This is a genomic window from Trueperella sp. HMSC08H06, assembly GCF_001808465.1.
GTDB lineage: Bacteria > Actinomycetota > Actinomycetes > Actinomycetales > Actinomycetaceae > Trueperella > Trueperella bernardiae.
This window is the reverse complement of record NZ_KV793358.1, coordinates 1-5,211: the sequence shown is the minus strand read 5'-3', so window position 1 is coordinate 5,211 and position 5,211 is coordinate 1. Positions and strand designations below refer to the sequence as shown.

Annotated in this window: 3 protein-coding genes; 2 read left to right on the top strand and 1 reads right to left on the bottom strand. The window is 53.5% G+C overall.

Annotated features, from left to right (window positions below; genetic code table 11):
- Window positions 1-2,886, bottom strand: a 2,886-nt coding sequence (locus HMPREF3174_RS05725; RefSeq protein ID WP_246783066.1) for a Cna B-type domain-containing protein, incomplete at its 3' end; no start/stop codon positions are given.
- Here HMPREF3174_RS05725 and HMPREF3174_RS09260 point away from each other — a divergent pair.
- Complete coding sequence (locus tag HMPREF3174_RS09260) at window positions 2,875-3,096, top strand: hypothetical protein (protein ID WP_143602190.1); 222 nt, start codon at window positions 2,875-2,877, stop codon at window positions 3,094-3,096. The two genes, HMPREF3174_RS05725 and HMPREF3174_RS09260, sit on opposite strands and share 12 nt — an antisense overlap.
- Before the next feature lie 35 nt (window positions 3,097-3,131).
- Window positions 3,132-5,211 (top strand): Cna B-type domain-containing protein (locus HMPREF3174_RS05720; RefSeq protein ID WP_070448183.1); only part of this gene is annotated, 2,080 nt, incomplete at its 3' end.

The following is a 5,211-nucleotide window of genomic DNA, read 5'->3' as shown; positions in this document are numbered from 1 at the left end:
TACCGAGGTAACGGCAGGAGCGTCCTTAGTGTTAGTCACCACGAACCCGTCTGCTGCACTACCACTAATAGAAGCCGTATAGCCCTCAACAGAGAGCTCTTCAACCGCGTAAGTGATTTTTGCGCGCTTACCGTCAATGATCACGAACTGAGGAAGATCTATGAACGTGTGCTTCCATTCGTTCTCAGCGTTTAGTTCGACAGGGTCACCAACTGGGTTGGTTTCCTCATTGATCGTTCTGGTCAGCTGAACCTCAACTGGTTTTGTTGAACCCGGATCAAGATCTTTACCCGCATGATCCTTCCAAACCTTGGTTACATCCACCTTCGTGGTGGGAGGTACCTCAGTGTTCGTGACAGTGAAGCCGTCTACCGCGTCACCTTCTACCTTGATAGTGAATCCGCTGACGCCTAGTTCCTTGACGGAGTAGGAGATCTTGAGTTCCTTGGCGTTCTCGGAATTCTCCTCGCCAATGGTCTTAGTGGCCGGGAGGCTCTCAAAGGTATACGTCCAGTCATTCGTCTCATCGAGCACTACTGGATCACCCACGGGGCTCTTGTTAATGCCGTCGGTAGATTGAAGGAGCTGCACGTTAACAGGTGACATTGCTAATGGGGCAGTGATCGTCAAGCCGTCCAGCGCCGTGCCCCCCAACTCAACTGTGTTGACTCCGTCAACGCCCTGCTCTTCAACCGAGTACTTGACCTCTACCTGCTTGCCGTCAACGGTCTTGGTTTTAGGCAGGTCCTTGAACGTATGCGTCCAGTTGTTGTCCGCATTCAGCTGAGCCGGCTGGCCAATGTAGAACGTGTCTTTGCCAACTGATCCCACTAGCTGCACCTTGACCGCAACCTTGGAAGCGTCGTCAAGGTCGTTGCCCTCTGCGTCCTTCCACGCCTTGGAAACCTGCACCTCAGTCTTTTCGGGGGTTCCGAATTCAAGGCCACCGTTTGAGCCAATACCGCCACCACGCGGAGCCTGGTTCTTCGTAATCCTCAACCTTGCCCAGGATTTCGCGTTGCCTTTAGCATTCTGATCAGTAATGGTCTTTAGGCCTGCGTTTTGAAGCGAGGTTCGGTAATCACTGGACTCGTCGGACTCGCGCTCCTCGCCATCGAACACCTGCTTTTTACCAGGATTCTCGGCATCGAAACGCGGCTTGTTGTAGCCGCCATCCTTGTAGAGGGTGGACTCACCGCCACCGAGCATACGCGGATCGATAAGCATACGTGCGGAAGTGGAACCACCATAGGCGTCATGCGCAATATCGTCGCCCCAGTGGTGATCGTTAGAGCTTGGAGATTTGTTATCGAATACTGCTACGCCATTCGTGACGTGAATCTTCATGCTACCTGTTGGGCAGAGCCAAACACCGCCGCCGACTCCAACAAAGCTTCCTTTGGTTGTGCTGTTCTCAGTGATGAGCGTGTCCATGAAGTGAGCGGTATAAGACTTCGTCGCGACGTAGACGCCGCCGCCCTGCTGGTTGGCATTATTCCCTTCAATCAAGCCGGCATTGAGATTCACGGCATTCGATATCACGTTAATACCGCCCCCGGTGCGAGTGGCGCTATTACGCACCACGCTGCCCCCGTTCATTGTGAATCGGGCGGGAGAGACCTTGGTCCATTCTTGCGGTTTACGCTCCCCGAAATGCTGTTTCGTCCATCGGCTGCCGTCCGAATCGATCTCTTGGTAAGTGTTAGGATCGCCGTTAATGTACATATCCATCACGTTTACGCCGCCGCCGTTTGGCGCTTGGTTGTCCGCGATGGTACCACCATTCATAGTGACGTCAGCATTTCCGAAGATATCGATACCTCCACCGGCAAAAGCTGCTTTACCCCGCGAGATTTCGCCGCCATTGAACACTAGCGTTGAGCGCGTGTCCGATGTGTCATCGCCGGGTTTTACGTTGCTCTCATTCAGCCAGTGGCTCACGTTGATATTGCCGGCCCAACCAGTGTTGTCAGTCAGCGTGCCGCCGTTAATTGTTAGATGGGCACCACTAAAAACACCGATGCCACCAGCTTCTCCGTATGCGTATGGGCTGTAATCGGATTGCCCCTCAGAAATCTCGCCGCCGTTCATCACCATCGTAGCGCCGTCAGTCAATGCGACGTTCGCCGCACCAAACTGGCCTCCCTTGCGCTGATTGTCAGTGATCTTACCGTCGTTAAGGGTGAACTTTGCGTCCCGGCCCTTGACGGTAACTGCACCCTCGCCGCCGTTACTCATCTTACGTGCACCCGTAACAGTGCCGGCGTTCATCACTAGTTCGCCTTCCACGAGAATGGTTGGGGAGAAGCTGGAGCCCTTTACAACATTTTCGTATTGTGCGCGCGAGTCAATAGTGATGCCCGCGCCGTTTCCAGTTCCGTCAGAGAGGGTTAGTTTTGCACCCTTTTCAACCTTCAGTAGGCTGCCCGTGAAATCACCATCATCGCGAATGATCTTGCTTTCTGATGACCACGCAGCTGTGTTTGCATCCACTAGCTCAATATCTGCGCCAGCGGGAATGACGATGGTCTTCGTCAGCAAAGTCTCGGTACCGTTACCAATTTCGATCCTGGTCGGTATAGTTCCAGCCTGCGCGATGAGTTTTTCTAGATGGTCCGGCTCACAGTACAGAACCCGGCCCTCTTCGTAGCACTTTAGGATCTGCCTGTCGGGGGATTCTGGCGCGGCCTCGGCAACCGGAGGAAGGCCGGTGCCCATCACCACTAGAAATACTGTTAAACATGCTACCCACAAGGCTGGGAGAAACGTGTAGTGCTTTATGCTTTTCATTTTTCCACTTTCTTCAGAGTGCAACACAAGCTTCGGAATACGGCCGGAGAGCTTATAGGACGAAACTATGCTGTCAAAGGAATCGTGAAGAAACAAGATATTACTTTATGTCGACAAGATTATCACGATGCGAGCCAACACCTAGCGGGATCGTCGGACACGATCCGGCATGTCGCCCGGCGCGAAGAGTTGCCGGAAACACAAAAGAATTCGTTCACGCAAATGATCGCGATAAAGGCTTGGGAATTAAGTCCAAAATGTGAAAGACTCGAAATTACGATACGCGTGATCTGGCCCGTTGTTTAGCAGACCAGAGGCCGCTGTTGTGAGAGGAGCAAATAATGATGGGCCGTTGGATGCGGTCGTTAGGAATTTTGCTGGCCACAGTGTTGGCAACAGTCGGGTTGACTGGCGGAGTAGCTCAGGCAGCTGATATTAATTCCTGGGACGACGTTATTACTGCGGTTAATGGTCTTGGTGACGGCGAGTCAACAGAACTGTCAATCGAATCAGAAATAACCGTGGAAAACGGGGCGCAGCCGCTGGTTGTGCCCGCGGGGGAACGAGTCACCCTAACGGGTAGCGGAAAGATCAGCGGAAATGGGTCCCCACTCTTCACGGTAGAAGAGGGAGGAACGCTCACCCTATCCGGCCCGACTTTCACAAACGCGCAGTTTAGCGTTGCGGGCGATATGAACCTTGTGGGCGGCGCGATCCGCGACACTGCGGTAACCGGCCCGGTCATTTTTGTTAACGGAGGAACGTTAACAATAGGTGGAGACGCTGAGTTTTCTGGTAACAACGTTTCAGATGAGTCTGGTGAACTTCGCCCGGCAGGGGTAGAAAAAGAAAAATATTCTCCAATCACTGCCTACAACGGCACCGTGCGAGTAGAGGGCGGAAAGCTTAGCGGCAATCATGGACTGCGTTACGGCGGCGCGATTGGCCTATGGGCGCGAGATGGCGGAACGCCTACTTTCGAGATGACGGGCGGAACGTTAATTGGAAACGTGGTTAGCCACCCCAATTACAATGGCCGCGGCGGCGCAGTTTACGGTGAGAGAACCTCGGTGAATATAACTGGAGGCACCGTGCAGGAGAACATCACGGAGATCGGTGCTGGTCTTGCCTTTATCAATAGCGACGTTGCTCTGTCAGGCGGCCTTGTCGTTCAAGGGAACAACAACGGGGATTACAAAGGCGTCGGCGGCGGCCTCTTTCAAAGTGGAGGCATGCTGAACATCAGCGGCGCAACGTTTACAAAGAACGTGTCCACTGGTTCCGGCGGTGCGATCTACACAGAGGGCGATACGAAGGTCGATATTGCCGGCGCCGATATATCTTCTAACAACGCTGCGAGGTCTGGTGGAGGCGTTGCCTTCAATGGAACTACGAAGGCTGTGATCCACGCTGCAGTTTTGAGCGGTAACACCTCTAATGGCTTCTGGGGCGGTGGCGCAATGTACAGCGACACCAAAGCCGAGGTTACGATTTACAACGGTCTCATTCGTGACAACGTCATCAAGCCCGGTTTTCTCATCCAAGCCGGCAACCATCCTGTGAGTGCTCAAGGCGGCGGTGTCTGGAACTGCCCCACGGGTTCTACCGTTATGCACGTGACGCGCGGCGTGGCGATTTTTGACAATGTGGCACCCGATGTCTTTAAGGGGCAAAATAAGGGTGCCGGCCATGATTTCGCTAGCATCATCAAACACGAGTTCGATGAGCCGGTAGCAGGTCATGCGGTCGAGGTTACTGAGCGTATGCTCGGTGGTAGCCCTCGCGCTTGGTATCAGGACGGTTCGATTTATGGTATTCACGGTAACTGGTCCGCTAAGGGAAAGGTTCCGCGCTACTCAGCTGATGGAGACAACACCGCCATCAAACCAAACGAAAAGGTTACTAACAACATTGCTTTCAAGTCGGTCCCAACGCCCGACGCTAAGGCTATCGCGGAGATTCTTGCGACTGTGAAGATCACCGATAACGTCGCCACCGGCACTGGTATTTCCGGGGCTGGCATTGCCAACAACGGCAAGCTAACTTTTGGCGAGCCTGATGCGTGGAAACTGAAGTTGGAAAAGAAGTGGGCTAATGATGATCCAGAAGATCGCCCCGAGAGCATTTCGGTGGACGTGAAACTTGGTGACAAGACGTTGCAGACCGTCGAGCTCACAAAGAAGAACGATTGGAAGGCCGAGCTAGCCAACTATCCCGATCCAAGCACGCTCATTGATGCCAAGACGGGCGAGACTATCCCGCTGACCTTCGTTGAGCATGAAGTCAAAGGCTACATGGCTCACGACGCTGTATTGTCGCAAAACAAAGACACAAAGACGATCGAGGTTGAAATCGTTAACGAACCTCCCACGTCGATCAAGGTTGAAAAGCAGTGGTCTGGTGATGTGGAGTCGGACCGTC